General features: G+C 69.8%; 3 protein-coding genes. All 3 read left to right on the top strand.

Features of this window, described 5'->3' with window-relative positions:
* A partial coding sequence (locus tag H5J26_RS28450) for an AAA family ATPase (RefSeq protein ID WP_181768840.1) occupies window positions 1–1751 on the top strand: 1751 nt, incomplete at its 5' end.
* A gap of 222 nt (window positions 1752–1973) precedes the next feature.
* The gene (locus tag H5J26_RS28445; protein ID WP_235981216.1) at window positions 1974–3398 is read left to right on the top strand and encodes a sugar porter family MFS transporter; all 1425 of its coding nucleotides are present in this window, start codon (window positions 1974–1976) and stop codon (window positions 3396–3398) included.
* Between the two features lie 160 nt (window positions 3399–3558).
* A complete protein-coding gene (ftsY, locus tag H5J26_RS28440; RefSeq protein WP_181768839.1) occupies window positions 3559–4749 on the top strand; it encodes a signal recognition particle-docking protein FtsY in 1191 nt (396 codons plus the stop codon).
* Window positions 4750–4867 lie beyond the last annotated feature (118 nt).

Genomic DNA, 4867 nt, shown 5'->3' with positions numbered 1-4867 from the left:
GCACGCTGCTGCGGGACGTGGTGGTCGTGGAGACGCTCGAGGACGCGGAGCAGTCCGTGCGGACGCATCCGGGCACCGTGGCCGTGACGGCGGAAGGGGACCTGCTCGGCGCTCACTTCGCGCAGGGCGGCTCCGCGGGCGCCCCCAGTCTCCTGGAGGCGCAGGCCGCGGTCGACGAGGCCGCCGCCGAACTGGAGGAGCTGGCCGACCGGCACACGGAGCTGAGCGAGGAGCAGGAGCAGGCCAGGACGAAGCGCCGGGAGTGCGCCGCCCTCGTCGAAGAGCTGGGGACGCGGCGCAGCGCTGCGGACCGGGAGAAGTCGCAGATCGCCGGACGCCTGGGGACGCTGGGCGGACAGGCACGCGGTGCGGCGGGCGAGGCCGAGCGGACCGCGGCCGCCGTGGCCAAGGCCGAGGCGGCGCTCGTACGGGCCACCGAGGAGGCCGAGGAGCTCGCCGAGCGGCTGTCGGTCGCCGAGGAGGCCCAGGAGGACGACGACGTCGATCCGGACACCTCCCTGCGGGACAGGCTCTCCGCCGACGGCGCCAACGCACGTCAGACGGAGATGGAGGCCCGGCTGCAGGTGCGTACGCACGAGGAGCGGGTCAAGTCCCTCGCGGGGCGGGCGGATTCGCTCGATCGTGCGGCGCGTGCGGAGCGTGAGGCGCGGGCGCGAGCGGAGCAGCGGCGGGCGCGCATGCGGCACGAGGCTGAGGTGGCCCGTGCTGTGGCGGCCGGCACGCGTCAGTTGCTGGCACACGTCGAAGCGTCGCTCAGCCGTGCTCAGGAGGAGCGCGAGGCCGCGGAGCAGGCGAAGGGCGAGCGTGAACGGGCGCTCATCGCCGAGCGCAACGAGGGCCGGGAGCTGAAGGACGAGCTGGACAAGCTGACCGACTCGGTGCACCGGGGCGAGGTTCTCGGCGCCGAGAAGCGCATGCGGGTCGAGCAGCTGGAGACGAAGGCGCTGGAGGAGCTGGGGGTCGAACCGGCGGGTCTCGTCAGCGACTACGGCCCGGATCAGCTCGTACCGCCGTCGCTGCCCGCCGAGGGTGAGGAGCTGCCGGAGGATCCCGAGCATCCGCGCAACAAGCCGGTGCCCTTCGTACGCGCGCAGCAGGAGAAGCGGCTGAGGGCGGCTGAGCGCGCCTATCAGCAGCTGGGGAAGGTCAACCCGCTGGCGCTGGAGGAGTTCGCGGCGCTGGAGGAGCGCCACCAGTTCCTCAGCGAGCAGCTGGAGGACCTGAAGAAGACCCGCGCGGATCTGCTGCAGGTGGTCAAGGAGGTCGACGAGCGGGTCGAACAGGTCTTCCGGGAGGCGTACTACGACACCGCTCGCGAGTTCGAGGGCGTCTTCTCACGGCTGTTCCCGGGCGGTGAGGGGCGTCTGGTGCTGACCGACCCGGACGACATGCTCGCCACCGGCGTCGACGTCGAGGCACGGCCTCCGGGCAAGAAGGTCAAGCGGCTCTCGCTGCTCTCCGGCGGTGAGCGGTCGCTGACGGCGGTCGCCCTCCTGGTTTCGATCTTCAAGGCGCGGCCGAGCCCGTTCTACGTCATGGACGAGGTGGAAGCGGCGCTCGACGACACCAACCTGCAGCGCCTGATCCGGATCATGGAAGAGCTGAAGGACAGCTCGCAGCTGATCGTGATCACGCACCAGAAGCGGACGATGGAGGTCGGCGACGCCCTCTACGGCGTCTCGATGCAGGGGGACGGCGTCTCCAAGGTCATCAGCCAGCGCCTGAATTGAGACGGTCCAGCCCACCAACCCTTCACATCTTGAACAAGCAGTGCAGAGAAGCTGTCTTTAGTCGATTCATACACAGGTATTGACTTCGAAACTTAAAGCCATAGTCTCTGCAAGGTCACACTTGTCTTCAAGCCGTGGTGCGTTGCGTTCTGTTCGCGTGCCCGTGCCGGAGGCGACGCAATCCCGAACCCGGCTGTGGCGCCGGGCAGCGCAGGAGAGACCTTGACCAGCACCCCTCAAGCGGGCACGAACCCGGCAGGCGGTCAGTCCGCCGCGCTCGGCCGTGTCGTCTTCATCGCAGCAGCCGCCGCCATGGGCGGATTCCTCTTCGGCTACGACAGCTCCGTCATCAACGGGGCCGTCGAGGCGGTCAGAGGCCGCTTCGAGATCGGCTCCGCACTGCTGGCGCAGGTCATCGCCGCCGCGCTGATCGGCAGCGCCATCGGCGCGGCCCTCGCGGGCCGCATCGCCGACCGGATCGGGCGCATCCGCGTCATGCAGATCGCCGCCGTGATCTTCACCGTGAGCGCGGTCGGTTCCGCGCTCCCGTTCGCGCTGTGGGACCTGGCGCTGTGGCGTGTGCTGGGCGGCGTGGCGATCGGCATGGCCTCGGTCATCGGCCCCGCCTACATCGCCGAAGTGTCCCCTCCGGCCTACCGCGGGCGCCTCGCCTCGTTCCAGCAGGCCGCGATCGTCACGGGCATCGCCGTCTCGCAGCTGGTCAACTTCGCGATCCTCAACCTCGCTGACGGCGACCAGCGCGGAGAGCTCGCGGGCCTGGAAGCGTGGCAGTGGATGCTCGGCATCATGGTGATCCCGTCGCTGGCGTACTTCCTGCTCTCCTTCGTGATCCCCGAGTCGCCGCGCTACCTGATCTCCGTCGGGCAGCACGACAAGGCGCGCAAGGTGCTCGGCAGCATCGAAGGTGAGCACGATCGGCTCGACGCCCGCGTGGACGAGATCGAGCACCAGATGCACAGTGAGCACAAGTCGACGTTCAAGGACCTGCTCGGCGGGCGCTTCGGCTTCCTGCCCATCGTCTGGGTCGGCATCGGGCTGTCGGTCTTCCAGCAGCTCGTCGGCATCAACGTGGTCTTCTACTACTCGGCGACGCTGTGGCAGTCGGTCGGGATCAACCCGGAGAGCTCCTTCCTCTACTCCTTCACGACCTCGATCGTGAACATCGTCGGCACCGTCATCGCGATGCTGTTGGTCGACCGGGTCGGCCGGAAGCCGCTCGGGCTCGCCGGCTCGATCGGCATGACCATCTCGCTCGCGCTCGTGGCCTGGGCCTTCTCCGCACGTACCGGCTCGGGGAAGAACGTCTCGCTGCCGGACACGCAGGGCGCTGTCGCGTTGATCGGCGCGCACACCTTCACACTCTTCTTCGCGCTCTCGTGGGGCGTGGTCGTCTGGGTCCTGCTCGGCGAGATCTTCCCGAACAAGATCCGGGCCGCCGGCCTCGGTGTCGCCGCAGCCGCCCAATGGGTCGCCAACTGGGCCATCACCGCCAGCTTCCCGAGCCTGTCGGACTGGAACCTGTCGGGCACGTACGTCATCTACACATGCTTCGCCCTGCTCTCGATCCCGTTCCTGCTCAAGTGGGTGCCGGAACCGAAGGGCAAGGCGTTGGAGGAGATGGGCTAACCGAACCCCGCCGCCCACTTCTCTGCACGGTTGCTGCCCCGGTCCCGACGGACGGACCGGGGCGGCGGCCTGCGTGCGGCGCCCTTTCGCGGGCCCGTCCGTGCGCGACCCGCGACGCCGTGGCCGTGCACGCTTGACGGTGGCGGATACTGGACGGGCTATGGAAATCGTCATCCTTGTCGCAGTCATCGCCGTGGTCCTGCTCGGCGCGATCAGCGGACTCGTGGTCAGTGGCCGGAAGAAGAAGGCCACCACCGCGGAGAAGTCCGCCACGCCGCAGGCGACCACCGCACCGCCCGCCGAGCCGCACGTGGGCGAGGAGGCCGAGGGCGCCCCCGAGGCGCCGCGCAGAACCATCGAGGAGGTCGGCCTCCCCGCTGCCGAGGCGCCCGCCGCTCCCACCGAGCTCGAGACGCCGGAACCGTCGGCGGGCAGGCTCGTACGGCTCCGCTCCCGCCTCTCCCGGTCGCAGAACTCCCTGGGCAAGGGCCTTCTCACCCTGCTCTCGCGTGAGCACCTGGACGACGCGACCTGGGAGGAGATCGAAGACACGCTGCTGACGGCTGACGTCGGCGTCACTCCCACCCAGGAGCTCGTCGAGAGGCTCCGGGAGCGCGTACGCGTGCTCGGCACCCGTACGCCCGACGAGCTGCGGGACCTGCTGCGTGAGGAACTGCTCACACTGGTCGGCCCCGACATGGACCGTACGGTGCACACGGAGACGCAGGGTGCCGTCGACCGGCCGGGCGTCGTCCTGGTCGTGGGTGTGAACGGCACCGGCAAGACCACCACCACCGGGAAGCTGGCGAGGGTCCTCGTCGCCGACGGCAAGTCGGTGGTGCTCGGGGCGGCCGACACCTTCCGTGCCGCCGCTGCGGACCAGCTGGAGACCTGGGGCAAGCGCGTGGGAGCCCGGACCGTGCGGGGGCCCGAAGAGGGAGACCCGGCCTCGGTGGCCTTCGACGCGGTCAAGGAGGGCACGGAGGCGGGCGCCGACGTGGTCCTCATCGACACGGCGGGCCGTCTGCACACCAAGACCGGGCTGATGGACGAGCTCGGCAAGGTCAAGCGGGTCGTCGAGAAGCAGGGCCCTGTCGACGAGGTGCTGCTCGTGCTCGACGCCACGACGGGCCAGAACGGCCTCGTGCAGGCACGGGTGTTCGCCGAAGTCGTGAACATCACCGGCATCGTGCTCACGAAGCTCGACGGGACGGCCAAGGGCGGCATCGTCGTCGCCGTGCAGCGTGAACTGGGCGTCCCGGTCAAGCTGATCGGGCTCGGCGAAGGCGCGGACGACCTGGCGCCGTTCGAGCCGGGAGCCTTCGTGGACGCGCTGATCGGCGGGGAGTGATCCGGCCGATCGCTTCGCGGCACAGCCAAGCGCCCCGTCCCACGGTGCAGATGGGGCGGGGCGCGCTTGTGGCTGCCGTACGGTCCGGTCCTCGGGTCAGTCCGCCGAGCGGTGCCGG

Source organism: Streptomyces albidus (ex Kaewkla and Franco 2022), assembly GCF_013870515.1.
Taxonomy (GTDB): domain Bacteria; phylum Actinomycetota; class Actinomycetes; order Streptomycetales; family Streptomycetaceae; genus Streptomyces; species Streptomyces albidus.
Note: the sequence above shows the minus strand (reverse complement) of the source record. Positions and strands in the feature narration are given on the sequence as shown.

Excerpts from the sequence above, each read along its gene's own strand:
- ftsY (WP_181768839.1), top strand. The coding sequence starts at position 3,559 with ATGGAAATCGTCATCCTTGTCGCAGTCATCGCCGTGGTCCTGCTCGGC.